This is a genomic window from Methylobacterium sp. CM6241, from assembly GCF_054817845.1.
On record NZ_CM139246.1, the window covers coordinates 3,353,820 to 3,370,510 of the forward strand.

Below are 16,691 nucleotides of genomic sequence, written 5' to 3' on the forward strand. Positions count from 1 at the left end.
TTGTTCCTTCGGCGGGCCCATCTCCCGGTCGGCGTCGGGACCGGGGCACATGGCCCCGGATCGGCGGCAAAGGAGGGAATGCCTGCGATGGGGATTACCGGGCGTCGCCTCGATCTCGTCCTCGATACGCTCGAACGCGACGGGCGGGTGACCGTGAAAGACCTCGCGACCCGGCTCGCCATCAGCACCGAGACCGTGCGGCGCGACCTGCGCGACCTCGAACTGTGTGGCCATGCGCGGCGGGTCTATGGCGGGGCCGTCCTCGACCGGAGAGAGAGCGACAGGCCCTTCGACGAACGTGTCCGGGTCGGCGCCCGGGAGAAGGCGCGGATCGCAGAGGCCGCCCTGCCACTCGTCGAGGACGGCATGACCGTCTTCATCGATGCGGGCACCACGACACTGGCCTTCGCCCGCAAGTTGCTGGGCCGGCGCATCCGGGTTCACACCAACTCCATCGACATCGCAGCGCTTCTGGCGGGCGATCCCCAGGCGCAGGTCACCGTGCTGGGCGGAGACATGAAGCCGGACTACAGGGCCCTGTTCGGCCATCGCACGCTCGCCGTCCTGCGCGAGCACATCTACGACGTAGCCATCATGGGCATCGTCACCGTGCATCACGCGCACGGGTTCATGGATCTGGGCGAGGACGAGGCGGTCCTGCGCCGTTTCGCCGTGGAGCGCACGCGCCACTCCGTCATCCTGGCCGATTCCTCCAAGTTCGGCCGGCTCGGCACGATCCGCACCTTCGGCCTCGACGCCGTCGACACCCTCGTCACCAACGCCCCTCTCACGCGCGATATCGCGCGGGCCTTTCAGCGCACACGAGTGGATGTGATCCATGCCTGAGACGACCTCACCCTCTTCCGTACGGATCGACCCCGCGCGCCTCCAGGCCATGATGGAGGCTGTCTCCGTTTTCGGCGGCGGAGCGGACGGCTCCATGACCCGCCTGACACTCTCGCCCAAAGACGGACAGGCGCGCGACTGGCTCGCCACGTGGTTCCGCAAGAACGGCTTCACGAGGAAGGTCGATCCTATCGGCAATCAGTTCGGTCGCCTCGATCTGGCCGGCGCCAACGCCCCCGTGGTGATGGTCGGCTCCCATATCGACAGCCAGCCCAATGGCGGCCGTTTCGACGGCGCACTCGGTGTGATCTCCGCCTGCGAGGCCATCCTGGCGGTCCGCGAGAGCCTGGAAAAGAGCGGCGGCCGGTCCGCCTGCAACTTCGTGGTCGCCAACTGGACCAACGAGGAAGGGGCTCGCTTCCAGCCGAGTCTCCTCGGCAGCAGCGTCTTCACGGGAGCGGCGGACCTTGCCTGGGCCCTCGACCGGCGGGACGGGGCGGGGATCTCGGTCGGCGAAGCTTTGGAGAGCATCGGCTATGCCGGGACCGATACCGTTCCGATTCCAGACGCCTATCTCGAGTTGCACATCGAAGGCGAGTCGGTCCTCGAGCGGGAAGGGCTGCGGTTCGGTGCCTTCACGCGGTTCTGGGGAGCCGTGAAGTATCGCCTCGCCTTCCTTGGGCGGCAGGCCCATACCGGGCCGACCCCGATGGCGGCGCGCCACGACGCTCTCCTGGCCGGGGCCTATGTCATCACCGATCTCAAGGCGCTGGCCGGGGAATTCGGGCTCGACCTGCACACCTCCGTCGGCCGGATGGAGGTGTATCCGAACTCGCCCAACACCGTTCCGAGCGAGGCCGTGCTGTTCATCGAGCTCCGTTCCGCATCGCAGGCGATCCTGGCCGAGGCGGAGACGCGGCTGCTGGCGAGCATCGAGGCGGCGGCCGCACGGGCCGAAGTCGGGCATGAGATCCGCTCCATCGACCGCCGCGCGGCCGGACGGATGTCGCCCGGTCTCGTCCGCCTCGCCGAGCGCGCGAGCGACGCCAACGGCGCCCCGGCCCGATCCCTCGACACGATCGGCGGCCATGATGCGATCAGCCTCGCGGCGGTGTGTCCCTCCATCGTGCTGGCCGTCCCCAGTGTCGGCGGCGTGATCCACCACCCGACCGAGTTCACCACGCCGGAGGATCATGCCTTCGGCACGCAGGTCCTGGCGGATATGCTCCTTATCCTGGCCAACGAGGGCCTGTCGGTCCTCGAAGTGGAGAAGGAGCGCCGGTGAAAGCGCTGGGCATGCCGGCGGATACGCAGGAACGCCTTGCCGAAGCGGCCCTTGCCGCCGCGCCCATGCTGGCGGGGAGGGCGGTCTACTATCGGGAGGCTGTGCCAGGGGTCGCCTCGCCGTCCTATCACGGCGTCGAATCGACCTCGTACCTCGTCGGCGAGGCCGCGGATGCGGCACCTCGCTACTTTCTGAAGGTGGGGGAGCGAGCGGCCGCGGCCTTGCTCGATCCCTCCGCTGCCTTCCGGGCAGCGCAACGGATCGCCTCATTGGGTCTTGCGCCTCGCCCCCTCCACTTGGCCGAGGCGGAGGGCGCGATCCTGTTCGAGTCTCTCGGCCCCGAATGGCGTCCCGCCACCCTCGACGCGTTGCGCCGGCCCGAGCGCATGGTCACGGTCTTCGAAGCCTTCCGGCACATCGGTGCCGGCGAACCGTTCGAACGTCGCTGGAGCGTCTTCGAGGCGATCCGCGGGCTTCGCGCATTCCTCGGCGAGGAGGCCGACACCCTGCCGCAGGATTCCTGGTTCCTGTTCGATTGGGTCGACGCCATCGAGGCGGCGCTGACAGCCGCCGGAACCGAGATCCGTCCGGCCCATGCCGACCCCCATGCCTCGAACCTGCTGTTCTCCCCGGACGGCGCGCTCCAGCTCGTGGATTTCGACATGGCCTGTGACACCGACCCCCATTACCAGCTCGGCGCCTTTCTCAGCGAAGCCTGCCAGTTCGACGCCCAGATGAAGCCTGCGATCGAGATGGCGGAAGGGGCTTACCGCGACGCCATCTTCCACCGTTGCAGGGCCTATGCCGCCGCCGACGATCTCCATTGGGGCCTCCGGGCCCTGGCTATGGACCGCCTGTCACCCCGTCGCGCCCTGGAATTCCGCAAATATGCGGCCTGGCGCTTCCTGCGGTGCCGGATGCGGGTCGGTGGACCGGGTTTCGAGGAAAGCCTGAGATCCCTGTGACGAGGCGAGCATGATATCCCTGGGCGGCGGCACCACCGATACCGAACGCGCCTTCGAGGCCATTCTCCGCTCGGTCGCGCCATGGCAGGGACGCCCCATGCGCTATCGCCCGGTCCTGGGCGGCATCAGCAACATGAATTGGCGCGTCGAGATCGATGGCGAACCGCATGCCTATTTCGTGAAGATGCCCGGTCGCGGAACGGAAATGTTCATCGATCGCGCCGCCGCCCGCGCCGCCAGCCGGCAGGCCGAAGCGATCGGACTCGGGCCCCGTACCTTCGATCATCTCGACGCACGGGACATCGAGATCGCCGAGTTCGTCGATGGCCGACGTCCCTCGACCCACCGCGACTTCGCCGACCCCGCCCTGCGGGCCGAGGCGATGGGCGTCTATCGCCGATTCCACGCGGCGCCGCTGCTGCCCCTCACCAAGACCGTGTTCGACATGATCGCCGAACATGACCGGCAGGTGGCCGAACTCCAGGCGCCGATGCCGCCCGATCATGTGTGGCTGACGCGCCAGACGCGCTTGGCGCAGTCGGCGCTCGAAGCCTCCGGTCTCGATCTCGTACCCTGTTTCAACGATCCGATGCCGGGCAACTTCCTCATTGGCGAGGATGGCTCCATCCTGCTGATCGACTTCGAATACGCCTCCAACAACGATCGCCTCTACGACCTCGCGATCTGGAGCGGAGAGATGTTCTTCCCCGAGAGCGTCGATCGCGAGCTGATCGAGGCGTATTTCGGGCGCTACGACGAGGCATCGTTCGCCCGCCTGATGGTGCACAAAGCACTTGCCGACGTGAAATGGTCGACCTGGGCGATGGTGCAGAACACCATCTCCACCCTCGATTTCGACTTCTACAAATACGGAATCTGGAAACACATGCGGGCCCGCTCGATCATGAACGATCCGCGTTGGCCGATCTTTCTGAAGGCGCTCTGATCACTGGGCTTCATCGCCGCGGCGCCGAGATGATCGTCTCGGCGAGCGAACCCGGCGATGCCATGCGTCCTCATCCGTCGGATTCGATCCGTACCTGGATATCGCCCCCGTTCCTGCGGGTCGGGTAGGTGCGGAGGTCGCGAAAGAACCATCCCGGCGAGACGGCACCGTCCGTCAGCGCGAACCATGCCGCGTGCCTTGGGCAGAACAGGCGTCCCCTGGAGCAATGGCCGAGGGCGAGATCCGCCCCTTCATGCGGGCAGGCCCGTTCCGCCGCGAAGATGCCGTCACCGTCCCGCACGAGCACGAGATGGCGCCCGGCGACGAAGACGGGGAGAATGGCCCGGCCGTCCAGGGCCCCGATCCGGCAGGCATGGATCCAGGCCCCGCCTTCAACCGCCGAGATAGGCTTGGCGCACATGCGGGTCCGCGATCAGCGTAGAGCCCGGCCCCGCCAGTACGATGCGGCCGGTCTCCAGCAGGTAGGCGTAGTCGCAGAGTTCGAGGGCCGCGAAGGCGTTCTGCTCCACGAGCAGGACCGTGGTGCCGGCGTCGCAGATCGCCCGGATGACGGCGAACATGCGCTCGACGATGTTGGGGGCGAGCCCCAGCGAAGGCTCGTCGAACAGGACGAGCCGGGGGCGGGACATCAGCGCACGGCCGATGGCCAGCATCTGCTGCTCGCCGCCCGAAAGGGTGCCGGCAGCCTGGTGCTTGCGCTCGGCGAGGCGCGGGAACTCGCCATAGATGCGCGCGAGATCGGCGGACACCCCGGGCGGATCGCGCCGCAGGTAGGCGCCCATGGCGAGGTTCTCCGCGACGCTCATCTGCGGGAACACCCGCCGCCCCTCCGGGCAATGGGCGATGCCCTGGGCCAGCACCCTGCGCGGGTCGGTGCCGGTGATGTTCCGGCCGGCAAAATGAATGCTGCCCGAGCGCGCTGGGATCAGTCCCGAGACGGCCCGGAGCGTCGTCGACTTGCCGGCGCCGTTGGCGCCGACCAACGCCACGAGCTGTCCCTCCCCGACCTTGAGCGAGAGCCCCTTCAGGGCCGTCACCGTGCCATAGCCGCAGACGAGATCGCGGATCTCAAGCATCGATCGTCTCCCTGGCGGCCTGTGCGGCTTCGCGGGCGGCACTGCCCTGGCCGAGATAGGCTTCGATCACGGCCGGATCGGATCGGATCGCCGCCGGCGGCCCCTCGGCGATGAGGCGGCCGTAATTCAGGACCACGATCCGGTCGGACACTTGCATGACCATCGGCATGTCGTGCTCGACGAGGAGGATGGTGACGCCGCGCTCGCGGATCGAGCGGATCAGGCGCACGAAGACCTGGGTCTCGGAGGCGTTCATGCCCGAGACCGGCTCATCGAGGAGCAGCATGGCAGGCTCGGTGGCCAGGGCCAGCGCGACCCCGACGAGGCGCTGTTCGCCATAGGCCAGGGACCCGGCTTTCTCCTGAGCCCGGCCTGAGAGCCCGACCCAGTCGAGGAGTTCACGGGCTCGGTCTCGCAGAGCCGCCTCGCCGGTGCGGTCCCGCCCGAGCAGCGTGTCGACCAGCCGCGCGCGGCCCCGCCGATGCAGGCCGATCATCACGTTGTCGAACACGGTGTCGTCGGGGAACACGCTCGTACGCTGGAACGTCCGGCTCAGGCCGAGACGGACGATCTCGTGCGGCTGCAACCCCTGGAGGCTGGTGCCGCGGAACCGGACCTGACCCTGGCTGGGCTTCAGGAAGCCCGTCATCACGTTGAAGGCCGTCGTCTTGCCGGCCCCGTTCGGGCCGATCAGGCTGACGATCTCGCCGGGATGGACGTCGAAATGCAGGTCGGCGATGGCGACGAGGCCGCCGAAGCGCACGCCGACATGGTCCACCGACAGGATGGGAGCGCGGATCTCGCTCATGGCCTGGCCTCCACGGGCATCCGGGCGGGTGCGCCACCGGGCGCGTGACGGCGCGTGGCGAGGCGAGTGAGGCCCGGCACGATGCCGCGGGGCATGACGAACTGGATCACGATCAGCACGAGACCGAACACCATCCATTGCGCCTCGGGCACCATGACCGGCCGCAGGGCGACGGGAAGCAGGCCGAAGATCAGGCCGCCGACGACGGGGCCGAGCAGCGTGCCCTTACCGCCGCCCACCACCATGATGACCATGGTCACCGTGGTGGAGAACAGGAACACGTCGGGATCGATGATGCGCAGGTAATGGGCGTAGAGGCTGCCGGCCGCCCCCGCCATCGCCGCCGAGATCACCGCCGCGAGGGTCAGGGTCCGGGTGGCGTTGATGCCGACCGAGAGGGCCAGGGACTCGTTCTCCTTCAGGCCCCGCATGGCCCGTCCGAAGCGCGAACGCACGAGGCGGGCGATGAGGGCGTAGCAGAGCGTGCCGACCACGAGGACAAGGTAGTAGTTCTGCAGCTTCGTCCGCAGAGTGACGGAGCCGAGGCCGGGCAGGCCGAGGCTGAAGGGTGGGATGCCCGTCAGCGCCAGGGGCCCCTGGGTCAGCTCCACCCAGTTGAGGGCGACGAGGCGCACCACCTCGGCGAAGGAGATCGTCACGATGACGAAATAGGCACCCCGCAACCGGAAGGAGAGGCGGCCGACGAGGTAGCCGCAGGCGGCCGTCGCCAGCACGGCGAGGCCGAAGCCCACCACAGGCGGCCAGGGCTCGTGTACGATGCGAAGGCCCCAGAACAGTTCCACATCGAAGCCGAGGCTCGTGAGGGCGCTGACATAGGCGCCGATGCCGAAGAACGCGATGTGCCCTAGGCTGAGCTGCCCGGTGAAGCCGAGCAGCAGGTTCAGGCTCATGGCCGCGATGGTGACGATGCCCGTCGTGATCAGCGCGTTCAGCAGGTAGGGGTTGTGGCCCAGCGCGAAGGGCAGGGCGGCCAGCGCCGCCAAGAGGGCGAGAGCAGGGAGGTGCCGGGTCATCCGATACGCTCCGCCTTGGCGAAGAGGCCGGTCGGCTTGAAGATCAGCACCGCGATGATGATCAGGAAGCCCATGGCGTCCCGATAGCCAGACGAGATGTAGCCGGCGCCCAGTTCCTCGGCCAGCGCCAGGATGAAGCCGCCGATGGCCGCCCCGGTGATGTTACCGAGCCCGCCGAGAATCACGATGGCGAAGGCCTTCAGCTCGGCCATGCCGCCCATCTGCGGGAAGACCACGTAGACCGGCCCGAGGAGCGCGCCGGCCGCTGCCGCGAGGCTGGAGCCGACGGCGAAGGTCGCCGTGTAGATGAGCCGCACGTTGACCCCCATCAGCGAGGCGGTGTCGTGGTCCTGGAAGGTCGCCCGCATGGCGAGGCCGAGGCGGGTCCGGTTGATGAGCCAGTAGGTCAGCCCGATCAGCGCGAGAGCCGCGCCCAGTACGAACAGCCGCAGCCACGACACCGAGACGGGTCCGAGTTGGAGGGGCGCATCCGGGAACGGCGTCGGGATCGATTTCGCGACGCCGCCGAACAGCCAGAGCGTGCCCGATTGCAGGACGATGCCGGCGCCGATCATCACCAGCATGGTCGTGTCCATGTCGGCGCCGCGTAAGGGCCGCAGCAGCACGAGGTCGAGGATTGCGCCGAGCAGGAGGCCGCCGAGGATCGCGGTCGGCAGAGCGGCGAAGAAGCCGAGCCCGAGGGCGGTGACGGCGAGGTACATGACGTAGGCGCCCACCGTGTAGAGGGCGCCGTGGGTGAAGTTCACCACGTTCATGATGCCGAAGATCAGGGTCAACCCGATGCCCAGCAGGGCATAGGTTCCCCCCAGGACCAGGGTGTTGAGGAGGTGCTGCAGGAATTCGGTCATCGAGGCCTCGCCTGTAAGCAGGTGATACGGTCGTCGGCTGAGCGTCAGTGCAGAGTCAGCGAGCTTGGCGCGGGTCCCTGTCCGTCAGCGTGACGGCAATTGCGCGGGATGGGCGGCCCTCCTCCCCTTGTGGGGAGGAGTTGGAGGTGGGGGTGGTTGAGCGACCCTCAGCTTGCGGGGGCTAGCGGAGCCACCCCCACTCCTAACCTCTCCCCACAAGGGGGAGAGGGACGCGCTCTGCCTGCAAAAACAGATGGGGGAATCCAGTAGCCCTAAGGAGAAGAGCCTGTTCCGCATGTGATACCCGAGGGGTGCGAGCCAGGAGGCATGCGCCCGGCTAAAGCGTCGGCACCACGACCTTCCCGCCGTCGATCTTGACGAGGTAGACGTCGGGCTTGCTCTGGCCGCTCTCGGACCCGGCGGGGCCGGCCTTGGCGAAGCGGATCTGTCCGTTGAGGCCGGTGAAATCGACCGACCAGAACCCCTTCTTGATCGAGGCCGCATCGGCGGCGCCGCCCTTTTCGATGGCCGCCGCGATGGTGCGGATGCCGTCGTAGCCCCGGAAGCTCTCGGTGACGCCGGCGAACTCGAAGCCGCGCTTCTTCCATTCGCCGATGAAATAGGCGGTGGCCGCCGGGTTCGGGGTCTTCTCCGGGTACCAGGGCAGGAAGGTGGTGAGATGCATCGTCCCCTCGGCGGCGTTGCCCGCCTGGGCGATGATCTGGTCGGGGTTCTGGGAGCCGCCGGTGGTGATGATCCGCTTCTTGAGGCCGAGCGCCGCCATCTGCTTGAACAGAAGCGTCAGCTGGTCGACGGCGGCCGTGATCATGATCGTGTCGGCATCCGAGCCCTTCAGCTTGGACAATTGAGCGCTCATGTCCTGCGCGCCCTGGTCCATGGTCTCCACGAGGCCGACCGTGACGCCCTTGCCCTTGAGCATCTTGCCGAAATCGGCCGCCGCCCCCCGGCCCCAGTCGTTGTTGATGGCGAGAAAATCGACCTTCTTCAGCCCGAGCTTCTCCACCATCGGCGCGAAGGCCTCGGCTTCCAGGGCCGAGGGCGGCGAGATGCGGAAGACGTAGGGGTTGCCCGAAGTGGTGATCTTGCCCGACGACGAGGTCTCCACCAGCATCGCGGTCTCGTAGTCGGCGAGCTTGGGCATCACCGCGAGCGTCAGGCTCGAACCCCAGGCCCCCATGAGCACCGGGGTCTTGTCGCTGGTGATGAGTTTTTCAGCCACCGCCGCTGCCTCGGTGGGGTTACTCTTGTTGTCCTCGACGACGAGTTCGAGATTCTTTCCCAAGACACCGCCCTTGGCGTTGATTTCGTCGGCGGCGATCCGGGCGCCGTTGACCACGTAGGTGCCCGACGCCGCGAACGGCCCGGTGAGGGGCTCGTTGACGCCGATCCGGATCGCCTGCGCGTGGGCTACCCCCGCCGACAGGACGAAGGCGAGGGTCAAGGCGGGAATCGTGTGGCTGCGCGTCATGGTGGTCTCCGGTCTTGAGCAGGATCGCGGGGGGAGGCGACGGTCAGGGACGGCGGCCCCATGCGGCGAGACGCCGGCGTAGGGAGGTCGTCAGCATCGTGAGGAGCAGGCGCAGGGGGTTGAGGCCCGTGGCAGCCGGGGCCGGCGCACCGGAGAGGCGGGCTTCGAGGTTCGCGGCGAAGTCGGCCCCGAGGCGTCCGGCGAGGTCGCGCACGAGCCCCGGCCGCCCGAACTGCGCCAACGGTCCCTTGAGGGTGTAGCCGACGGCGAGATCGATCCGGGCGGTACCGGGGGTCTCGCCCGGCCCGACGCGGTAGCGGATCTCGCCCTGCGTGGCGGAGCGTCCGCCCGCGTCGCTGCCGGCACCGAGGATGCGTCCCGTGCGGGCCGCCTCATCGCGAAAGATCCGGGCGCGGCCGCGAAAGCGCGCGGCGATCGGCCCGATCCGCACCTGAAGCGCGCCCTCGACCGCGTCCGGGTTCGGCTGGCCCGTCAGCATGGCGCCGGGCAGGCAGGCGGCCACGGCCTCCACGTCACCGAACAAGGCGAAAACGGTGTCGGGCGGGTGCGCCACGGTGAAGGACTGGTCGAACCGGTGGGCCGGCACGAAATCGCCGTCGAGATCGGCGATCGACGGCGCGGTCTCGGCCTGTGCGACGGGGCGCAGGGGCGTGCGGGCCGCATCCGATGCAGTGCCGGACGACGTGCCGAGGCGCGCGCCGACGGGGCCGAGGCCGCGCTGTCCGCCGGTCGTCGGCGCGATGCCGCGGGCGCGACGCTCGGCGATGACGCTGCGCACCGCGCGGACGATGCCGACATAACCGGTGCAGCGGCACAGGTTGCCCGAGAGGCCGGCGCGGATGCGGCGCTCGTCGGCGTCCGGCAGGCGCAGGACGAGATCACGGGCGGCGATGAGCATGCCGGGCGTGCAGTAGCCGCACTGGAGGGCGTGCTCACGGTTGAAGGCGGCGCGCAATTCACCGGCGACCGGGTCGTCGTCGAGCCCTTCGATGGTGGTGATGTCGGCGCCCGCGCAGGCGCCGGAGAAGGTCAGGCAGGCCCGCGCCGGCTCGCCGTCGAGGAGCACCGTGCAGGCGCCACAGATTCCGTGCTCGCAGCCGAGATGGGTCCCGGTCAGGTCGAGGGTGTCGCGCAGGACGTCGCCGAGATGCGTGCGCGGCTCGGCCCACAGGCTGCGCGCACGACCGTTCACGGTGAAGTTTAGCGGCAGGCGGTCGTCGCGAAGGGCTGACGCGGCGGTGCTCATGCGGCCTCGCTGACAGTAGGCGTGAGGGAGGGCGGCGCGGCGGCCGCCTGGGCAATGGCGCGGCCCAGCACGGTGACGTGGACGTGGCGGTCGACGGCGTCGGTCATCCCGGCCTCGCGCAGGCGCGCATCGGCGGCGCGGGCATCGAAGCGTTCGGCGAAGTCGGGTCCGATCCGGCCGCCGAACAGGTCGGATGCGTCCGGGATCACGAGGGGCGCACGCTCGATGGCGCCGATCACCACGCGGCCGCGCCCGGCATGGGGCTCGATCCGCACGGCCCCGATGGCGTGGGCGAACTCGCCGATCTTGGAGCAATGCTTGACGTAGCCCCAGGCAGTACCGGGAGGGAGGGCGGGAATCCGCACGGCGACCAGCATTTCGCCGGGCGCCAGGGCCACGTCGAGGGCGCCGGTGACGAAGTCCTCCAAGGACAGCCGGCGGCGACCGGATGTCGAGGCCAGTTCGACCTCGACGCCGAGCGCGATCAGCGACGTGACCCAGTCGGCGGCCGGATCGGCATGGACGAGGGAGCCGCCAATGGTGCCGCGATTGCGCACCGGCCGGTAGGCGATGGCCATCGCCACCCGCGCCATGGCGCCGCCCGTGAGGTCGGGCACGCGCCCGTCCTCGATATCCGCATGGGTGATGCAGGCGCCGAGCACCAGGGTCTCGCCTTCGACCGAGGCCCGACGCAGCTCGGGGATGCCCGTGATGTCGAGGACGAGGTCGGGTTCGACGAGGCGCAGGTTCAGCATCGGTCCGAGGGATTGCCCCCCGGCCATCAGCTTCACGCTGCCCTCGGCGGTGGCGAGCCGGGCGAGCAGGGCGGGCAGATCGCCGGGGCGCTCAAAGGCGAAGCGGGCGGGTTTCATGCGGCCTCCCGGCTGCGGGCAGAGGCCGCGTCGCGAGCCTCCAGCACGGCCTCGACGATGCGGTGCTGGCTCACCGGCGCATGCAGCATCGCCACACCGAGGGGACGCAGGGCGTCGTTGATGGCGTTGGCGAGCGCGGCCGGGGGCGCGATGGCCCCGCCCTCGCCGATCCCCTTCACGCCGAACTGCGTGTAGGGGGAGGGGGTCTCCATGTGGTCGATGCGGGGTTCGGGCACCTCCGCCGGCCCAGGCAGGAGGTAGTCGGCGAAGGTGGAGGCCAGCGGCTGGCCCCGGGAATCGAAGCGCATCTCCTCGTAGAGGGCCGTGCCGATCCCCTGCGCGAGGCCGCCATAGATCTGGCCGTCCACCACCAGCGGGTTCACCAGGGTGCCGCCATCCTCGACGATGACGTAATCGAGGATCTCCACCGCGCCGAGATCGGGGTCCACGGCGACGAGGGCCGCATGGGCCGCGTACGAGAAGGTGCCGGAATCGCGTTGCGGCTTGTAACCGGCAGTGACTTCGAGGCCGCCCGGATTCACGTCCAGGCTCAAATCCTGCGGGCGCCGGTACCAGGTGTGGGCGATCTGCGCGAGGCCGACATCGCCCGAGGGACCGACGACGCGGCCCGCCTCGAAACGGCAGTCCGCCGGGTCGGCCTGGAGCAGGTGCGCCCCGATGCGGAGCGCCCGCAAGCTGAGTTCGAGGCAGGCCGCCGCCACGGCGCCACCCGACATCACCATCACGCGCGAGCCCCAGGAGCCGGTGGAATACGGCGTCATCGCGGTGTCGCCATGGACGAGGCGCGTCCGCGCCACCGGCACGCCGAGGATTTCGTGCGCCACCTGCGCCAGGGTCGTCTCCAGGCCCTGCCCGTGCGAATGCGCGCCGATCCGGAGTTCGAGCCCGCCATCGGGAGTGAGCCGGGCACCCGCCTGCTCGTGGCCCGGCACCATGGGGATGCCCCAGCCGGAATAGACCGAGGTGCCGTGCGCCGCCTGCTCGCAATAGATCGAGAGCCCAAGGCCGATGCGGCGCCCGTCGGGCTCGGGAATCTGCTGCCGTGCCCGTACGGCGTCGACATCGATGGCTTTCAGGGCGCGTCTCAGCGCCTGCGGATAGTCGCCGCTGTCGAAATGCTTGGCGGTGATGTTGTCGAAGGGCATCTGCTCGGCCCGCACGAGGTTCTTCTCGCGCACCGTCCAGGGCTCGAGGCCGGCCTCGGCAGCCACCGCGTCGAGGATCAGTTCCATGGCGAAACACACGCCGGTCCGGGCGACCCCACGATAGGGCAGGATCGGGCACTTGTTGGTGGCGACCGACCAGGTCCGGCAGCGATAGGCCGGGAAGTCGTAGGGGCCGGGCAGGATGCTCGCCACCTGCGCCGCCTCCAGACAGGCGGAGAACGGGTAGGCCGAGTAGGCCCCGGAATCGACGGTGGCCTCGCAATCGATGCCCCGGAGGGTGCCGTCCCGCTCCGCATAGGCGGTGATGCGGTAATGGTGCTCGCGGCAATTCGCGTTGGCGGTGAGGTGTTCGCGCCGGTCTTCCAGCCAGCGCACGGGGTGGCCGACGCGGAGCGCCAGCCAGGCGAGGCAGACATCCTCGGCGAGCAGGATCGCCTTGTAGCCGAAGCCGCCGCCGACATCGGGCGAGACGATGCGCAGGCGCCCCTGCTCGATCCCGAGACATTCGGAGAGGCCGTTGCGCACGATATGCGGCATCTGGCTCGCCGTGTGGACCACGAGCTGATCCATGCGGTGGTCGAGATGCACCACAGTGCCCCGCCCCTCGATGGGCGCCATGCACTGGCGTCCGGTGGAGATGGTCCGCGAGACCTTGATCGGGGCATCGAGCGCCGCGGCGAAGTTCACGTCGACCAGGGTCTCCAGGAAGACGTTGTCGCCCCAATGCTCGTGGACCAGGGCGGAGCCGGGCTCGCGGGCGGCAAGCATGTCGTGCACGGCCGGAAGCTCTTCGAGGTCGAGGACGATGGCGGCGGCGATGTCCTCGGCTTGCGCTCGAGTCGGCGCGAGGCAGATCGCCAGCAATTCGCCGACCTGCCGGACCTTGTCCTTGGCGAGGACCGGCTGCTCGGAGACCTTGAAGCCGGCGAGCCCCGAAACGGCCCGGATCGGCTGCACGTCCGCGAGGTCGGCCGCCGTGAACACGTGGTGGCGAAAGGCCTCCGGTACGTGGATCGACCGGATGCGGGCATGCGCCAGGGGGCTGCGGACGAAGGCGACGTCCTGCAGGCCGGGTAGGCGCAGGTCGCCGACATAGTGCCCACGCCCGCGCATCAGGCGGTCGTCTTCCTTGCGGGGCAGACGCGCGCCGACGCCCTCGGTGAGCAGGATCGCGTCGCTCATGCGTGTCTCCCCTCGATGAGATCGATCGCGGCGCGCACCAGCACGCCGCCGGGACGACGCAGTTCGCTCAAGATCGAGAAGTGTTCGGCCCCCGCGACGGGAAGGAGCGGCCCCGGCGCGTGGTGGGCGCTGCGCAGGGCGTGGAAGTCGCGGGCGTCGTGCACGAGGGCCGGGCGCTCGGCCGTGCCGTAGGCGATGGCCAGGGGTTTCCCCACCACCGGCAGGCGCAGGGGCGACAAGGCCGCGACCTCCGCGTCGGTGAGGGAGAGGGCATCGTTCAGCCCGGTGTCGCGGATGGGCCCGAGTTCGTAGACGCCCGAGATCGCGAGCCCCGCCACCACGGCTGGGTGATGCAGCTGCATCGCCGCGAGATGCGCCCCCGCCGACCAGCCGGCGAGGACCAGTGGGCCACCGAGGCCGTGCGCCGGCCCGTGCTCGGCCAGCCAGTCGAGGGCCAGGCCGATCTCCTCGACGATTTGCGTCAGGCTCGCCTCGGGGGCGAGGGTGTGGCCGGGCATCGCCACGGACCAGCCAGCAGCGGCGGGGCCTTCGGCGAAGCAGGCGAACAGGTCACGAGAATTGCGCTGCCAATAGCCGCCATGGATGAAGACGAGGCAGGGCGCCGCCGGGTTTGTCGCCGGATAGAGGTCGAGGGCCGTGCGGGGCGCCGACGCATAGGGGATGTCGAGGGCGCCCGGATGCGCAGCGCGGTAGGCGGCGGAGGCCGCGTTGCGCGCCGCGGCCTGGGCGGCGGCATCGGGCACCGCCGCGTTGTTGTCGTAGGCGGCATCGCGCGCTGCCCGGTCGAGGCGAGACCAATCGTGCCGGGGGTCGGGCGGCAGCGGGGACGGATCGGCCCTCATGCGGTCGTCTCCTTGGGTGCCAGGGTCAGGCCGCGATGGCGCTGGGCAGGATCGGCGAGTCGGCGTCGAAGCGGCGGCCGGCGCGCAGGCAGAAGGCCGGCTGCAGCAGGCGCTGGGCAATGATCTGGGTGTCTTCGTTGTCGCGCAGCAGAAAACGGCCGCGATGGTCGTGCAGCACCGAGACGTCGGCGGCGAAACCCGGCGTCAGGGCACCGATCCGGTCGGACAGGCCCAGCATCTCCGCCGGATGCTTCGTCACCATGGGGACGACCTGTTCGAGGCTGAGGCCCAAAGCCATCATCGAACTCATCGCCTGGGTCAGGCTGAAGCGGGCCTGGCCCAGGAAGGGGTGGTTCTCGTCGTCGTGGTGCTCGTCGGGCGTGCCCGCCGGCCGAGGCACCTCGGTGTTGTAGCCGTGCATGTCGGCGCCCAGCGTGTAGGGCACGACGCCCGCCGGCAGGGAGGCGCGGGCCACCCGGTAGGAGAAGTGGCTGCCATGCCCGACATCGACCCGGAGGCCCGCATCCATCGCCGCCCGGATGATCGGGTGGACGACGCCCTCCTCATTGATGAAGCCGCCGGGATGCCGGGTGAACGGGTGGGCGAGGAAATCCCCGGGACGCAGCAGCGGGATCACCCGCTCCATGATGGTGTTGGCGTCCTCGCCATTGGCGCCGTTCTCGGGCAGGCCCCAGAGCTGGCCGAAATGCACGTAGAGCGGCAGGTCGGCCCGGCGGCTGATCTCGGCCGCCATCTCCATCACCTTGATGCCCCAACGGGCGAAGCCCCCGATCTCCGCATGACCCTTGATGCCGCGCACGAGGTCACGGTTCTCCACCGCCGACTTCACCGTGGCGTCGATGTCGACCCCGTCCGGGCTGTAGAGGTTCGGGTAGAAGTGACCTTCGAGGCCGCCGACCAGATAGGCGGAAAGGAACGCGTAGATCCGGGTCTCGGCCTTCTCCGCGATGAAGTGGCGGAAGCCCGGCAGGGTCATGCAGGACGCGCCGCCCTGGTCGATCACCGTGGTCACGCCCGAGCGCACGCCGACCATGTCCGGCGGCAGTCCGAACCGACCGGTGACGTATTGGTAGACGTGCCCGTGGGTGTCGATCATCCCCGGCAGGACGAGCTTGCCGGAGACGTTCACCACCTCGGTGGCGGAGGACGGTATGATGTTGTCTTCGACGGCGGCGATCCGTCCGTCGCGGATGGCGACATCCTTGATGCCGTCGATGCTAGAGGCCGGGCAGATGACCCGTCCGCCGCGCAGCAGCATGTCGTAGCGACCAGCGTCCATTCCGTCTCCTCCATCGTCGCGCGTCGGCCTTCGCCTTGCCTCGCACGGACGTGACCAGGGAAATGCGAAGTATGCTTCGTATATCTGCCTAGGCATGTTACGTGCCAGGAACCGTCCGGGCTTCGGATCCGGAGCGGGAGACAGGACGCAGATGAACGAAAGCGGGCTGGCTGAAGCGGATGCGGCGCCATCACCGGAGGCTCTTCAGCCCCTCGGAACGCCTTGGCTCCTGCCGGAACGGCCGGGTTTTCTGATGCGGCGGCTACATCAGATCCATGTCAGCCTATTTTCAGAGCGTTGTGGCGCTTTCCGCGTCACTCCCCTGCAGTACAGCCTGCTCTCTCTACTGGCAGAACGTGAGGAAGCCGACCAGACAACCTTGGCCAATGCGGTCGCCTTGGACAGGACGACGACGACCGGCGCCCTCAAACGCCTGGAGCTACGCGGATACGTCGAACGCTCTGCTTCGCCAACCGATCGGCGTTCTCAACGCTGTCGCCTGACCCAGGCAGGCCGTGCGCTGCTGGGGCAGATGGAGACGGCCGCGCGTCAGGCCCATGACGCGACGCTCGAACCCCTTTCGGAAGAGGAGCAGGCGACACTAATCCGGCTCATGAAGAAGATCACCGCCGCCCATCAGCAACGTCGGGACGCGGACGGGCTCGTGAATTGAGCGGCCCC

The 16,691-nt window shown here is 69.0% G+C and carries 16 protein-coding genes; 5 read left to right on the plus strand and 11 right to left on the minus strand.

The genetic code is table 11. The features are described 5' to 3' along the window. Positions 1–78 precede the first annotated feature (78 nt). The 4 genes from ACYQR9_RS15700 to ACYQR9_RS15715 are packed head-to-tail and all read left to right on the plus strand — an operon-like array spanning position 79 to position 4,042. The gene (locus tag ACYQR9_RS15700; protein ID WP_461227202.1) at positions 79–846 is read left to right on the plus strand and encodes a DeoR/GlpR family DNA-binding transcription regulator; all 768 of its coding nucleotides are present in this window, start codon (positions 79–81) and stop codon (positions 844–846) included. Next, positions 839–2,131: an allantoate amidohydrolase gene (locus tag ACYQR9_RS15705; protein WP_461227204.1), complete on the plus strand. Its 1,293-nt coding sequence runs from the start codon at positions 839–841 to the stop codon at positions 2,129–2,131. The genes ACYQR9_RS15700 and ACYQR9_RS15705 overlap by 8 nt, the downstream gene beginning before the upstream one ends. After that, positions 2,128–3,096: a phosphotransferase gene (locus ACYQR9_RS15710; RefSeq protein ID WP_461227206.1), complete on the plus strand. Its 969-nt coding sequence runs from the start codon at positions 2,128–2,130 to the stop codon at positions 3,094–3,096. Before ACYQR9_RS15705 ends, ACYQR9_RS15710 begins: the two co-directional genes overlap by 4 nt. A 10-nt stretch (positions 3,097–3,106) precedes the next feature. Next, on the plus strand, positions 3,107–4,042 hold the full coding sequence (locus tag ACYQR9_RS15715; RefSeq protein WP_207412488.1) for a phosphotransferase: 936 nt from the start codon (positions 3,107–3,109) through the stop codon (positions 4,040–4,042). A 70-nt stretch (positions 4,043–4,112) separates the two neighbouring features. Here ACYQR9_RS15715 and ACYQR9_RS15720 read toward each other — a convergent pair whose 3' ends face one another. From ACYQR9_RS15720 to ACYQR9_RS15770, 11 genes are all read right to left on the minus strand, one after another. Next, entirely contained in the window at positions 4,113–4,463 is a 351-nt protein-coding gene (locus ACYQR9_RS15720) for a Rieske (2Fe-2S) protein (protein ID WP_461227208.1), read from the minus strand. Then, on the minus strand, positions 4,435–5,139 hold the full coding sequence (locus tag ACYQR9_RS15725; RefSeq protein WP_461227210.1) for an ABC transporter ATP-binding protein: 705 nt from the start codon (positions 5,137–5,139) through the stop codon (positions 4,435–4,437). Before ACYQR9_RS15725 ends, ACYQR9_RS15720 begins: the two co-directional genes overlap by 29 nt. Continuing rightward, complete coding sequence (locus tag ACYQR9_RS15730; protein ID WP_461227212.1) at positions 5,132–5,947, minus strand: ABC transporter ATP-binding protein; 816 nt, start codon at positions 5,945–5,947, stop codon at positions 5,132–5,134. Before ACYQR9_RS15730 ends, ACYQR9_RS15725 begins: the two co-directional genes overlap by 8 nt. Next, the gene (locus ACYQR9_RS15735) at positions 5,944–6,981 is read right to left on the minus strand and encodes a branched-chain amino acid ABC transporter permease (protein WP_207412492.1); all 1,038 of its coding nucleotides are present in this window, start codon (positions 6,979–6,981) and stop codon (positions 5,944–5,946) included. Before ACYQR9_RS15735 ends, ACYQR9_RS15730 begins: the two co-directional genes overlap by 4 nt. After that, positions 6,978–7,850 (minus strand): branched-chain amino acid ABC transporter permease, encoded by an 873-nt coding sequence (locus ACYQR9_RS15740; RefSeq protein ID WP_461227215.1) that lies wholly within the window; start codon positions 7,848–7,850, stop codon positions 6,978–6,980. The genes ACYQR9_RS15735 and ACYQR9_RS15740 overlap by 4 nt, the downstream gene beginning before the upstream one ends. A gap of 337 nt (positions 7,851–8,187) precedes the next feature. Next, entirely contained in the window at positions 8,188–9,339 is a 1,152-nt protein-coding gene (locus ACYQR9_RS15745) for an ABC transporter substrate-binding protein (RefSeq protein ID WP_461227217.1), read from the minus strand. A 43-nt stretch (positions 9,340–9,382) separates the two neighbouring features. Next, positions 9,383–10,606 (minus strand): xanthine dehydrogenase family Fe-S subunit, encoded by a 1,224-nt coding sequence (locus ACYQR9_RS15750; protein WP_461227219.1) that lies wholly within the window; start codon positions 10,604–10,606, stop codon positions 9,383–9,385. Then, positions 10,603–11,478: an FAD binding domain-containing protein gene (locus ACYQR9_RS15755; RefSeq protein WP_461227221.1), complete on the minus strand. Its 876-nt coding sequence runs from the start codon at positions 11,476–11,478 to the stop codon at positions 10,603–10,605. The genes ACYQR9_RS15750 and ACYQR9_RS15755 overlap by 4 nt, the downstream gene beginning before the upstream one ends. After that, complete coding sequence (locus ACYQR9_RS15760) at positions 11,475–13,847, minus strand: xanthine dehydrogenase family protein molybdopterin-binding subunit (protein ID WP_461227223.1); 2,373 nt, start codon at positions 13,845–13,847, stop codon at positions 11,475–11,477. Before ACYQR9_RS15760 ends, ACYQR9_RS15755 begins: the two co-directional genes overlap by 4 nt. Further along, positions 13,844–14,710, minus strand: a complete 867-nt coding sequence (locus ACYQR9_RS15765) for an alpha/beta hydrolase (protein WP_461227225.1) — start codon at positions 14,708–14,710, stop codon at positions 13,844–13,846. The genes ACYQR9_RS15760 and ACYQR9_RS15765 overlap by 4 nt, the downstream gene beginning before the upstream one ends. A 25-nt stretch (positions 14,711–14,735) precedes the next feature. Next, positions 14,736–16,010 carry an amidohydrolase/deacetylase family metallohydrolase gene (locus tag ACYQR9_RS15770; RefSeq protein ID WP_461227227.1) on the minus strand — a complete coding sequence of 425 codons (1,275 nt, stop codon included), beginning with the start codon at positions 16,008–16,010 and terminating at the stop codon, positions 14,736–14,738. Positions 16,011–16,161: 151 nt separating this feature from the next. On the opposite strand from ACYQR9_RS15770, the gene ACYQR9_RS15775 reads away from it, so the two are divergent. Further along, on the plus strand, positions 16,162–16,683 hold the full coding sequence (locus ACYQR9_RS15775; protein ID WP_419951184.1) for a MarR family winged helix-turn-helix transcriptional regulator: 522 nt from the start codon (positions 16,162–16,164) through the stop codon (positions 16,681–16,683). Positions 16,684–16,691: the final 8 nt, after the last annotated feature.